The sequence below is a fragment of the Novosphingobium resinovorum genome (assembly GCF_027922145.1).
In the GTDB taxonomy this organism is placed as follows: domain Bacteria; phylum Pseudomonadota; class Alphaproteobacteria; order Sphingomonadales; family Sphingomonadaceae; genus Novosphingobium; species Novosphingobium resinovorum.
Genome location: NZ_BSFC01000052.1, coordinates 1 through 1,383, shown reverse-complemented (window position 1 = coordinate 1,383; position 1,383 = coordinate 1). Strand labels below are relative to the sequence as shown.

The window sequence follows — 1,383 nt, the reverse complement described above, 5'->3', positions numbered from 1 at the left end:
CAGGTTGAAGGTGCGGTAACACGCACTGGAGGACCGAACCGTTGAATGTTGAAAAATTCTCGGATGAGTTGTGTTTAGGGGTGAAAGGCCAATCAAGCCGGGAAATAGCTGGTTCTCCGCGAAATCTATTGAGGTAGAGCGTCGAATGATTGCCGTTGGGGGTAGAGCACTGGATGGATGCGGGGGTCGCGAGATCTACCAATTCTAACCAAACTCCGAATACCAACGAGACTAGTTCGGCAGACAGACGGCGGGTGCTAAGGTCCGTCGTCAAAAGGGAAACAGCCCTAACCTACAGCTAAGGTCCCCAAGTCATCACTAAGTGGGAAAGCATGTGGGAATCCCAAAACAACCAGGAGGTTGGCTTAGAAGCAGCCATCCTTTAAAGAAAGCGTAACAGCTCACTGGTCTAAACAAGGGTTCCTGCGGCGAAAATGTAACGGGGCTAAAGTGATGCACCGAAGCTTAGGGTTCAGTCTTTGACTGAGCGGTAGCGGAGCGTTCCGTAGGCGAGTGAAGCGTGAGGGTAACCGAGCGTGGACGTATCGGAAGTGCGAATGCTGACATGAGTAGCGACAAAGAGGGTGAGATGCCCTCTCGCCGAAAGACCAAGGGTTCCTGCTTAAAGCTAATCTGAGCAGGGTGAGCCGGCCCCTAAGACGAGCCCGAAGGGGGTAGTCGATGGGAACCACGTTAATATTCGTGGGCCTGGTGGTGTGTGACGGATCACTTACATTGTACAACCTTATTGGATTGGTTGTGCTTTCACGTGGTTCCAGGAAATAGCCCCACCGTATAGACCGTACCCGAAACCGACACAGGTGGTCAGGTAGAGTATACCAAGGCGCTTGAGAGAAGTATCCTGAAGGAACTCGGCAAATTGCCTCCGTACCTTCGGAAGAAGGAGGCCCCATATATGCGCAAGCACTTGTGGGGGGCACAGGCCAGGGGGTAGCGACTGTTTAGCAAAAACACAGGACTCTGCTAAGTCGGCTTCAAGACGACGTATAGGGTCTGACGCCTGCCCGGTGCCGGAAGGTTAAGAGGAGGAGTGCAAGCTCCGAATTGAAGCCCCGGTAAACGGCGGCCGTAACTATAACGGTCCTAAGGTAGCGAAATTCCTTGTCGGGTAAGTTCCGACCTGCACGAATGGCGTAACGACTTCCCCACTGTCTCCAGGATATGCTCAGCGAAATTGAATTCTCCGTGAAGATGCGGAGTACCCGCGGTTAGACGGAAAGACCCCGTGCACCTTTACTGCAGCTTCAGAGTGGCATTAGGATAGAATTGTGTAGCATAGGTGGGAGGCTTTGAAGCACCGGCGCCAGCTGGTGTGGAGCCATAGGTGAAATACCACCCTGTTATGTTCTGATGTCTAACCCA

Annotated in this window: 1 rRNA gene; it reads left to right on the top strand. The window is 52.9% G+C overall.

The window, feature by feature from the left end:
* Positions 1–1,383: ribosomal RNA gene (locus tag PKE80_RS25190) — 23S ribosomal RNA — on the top strand; the annotation flags it as partial.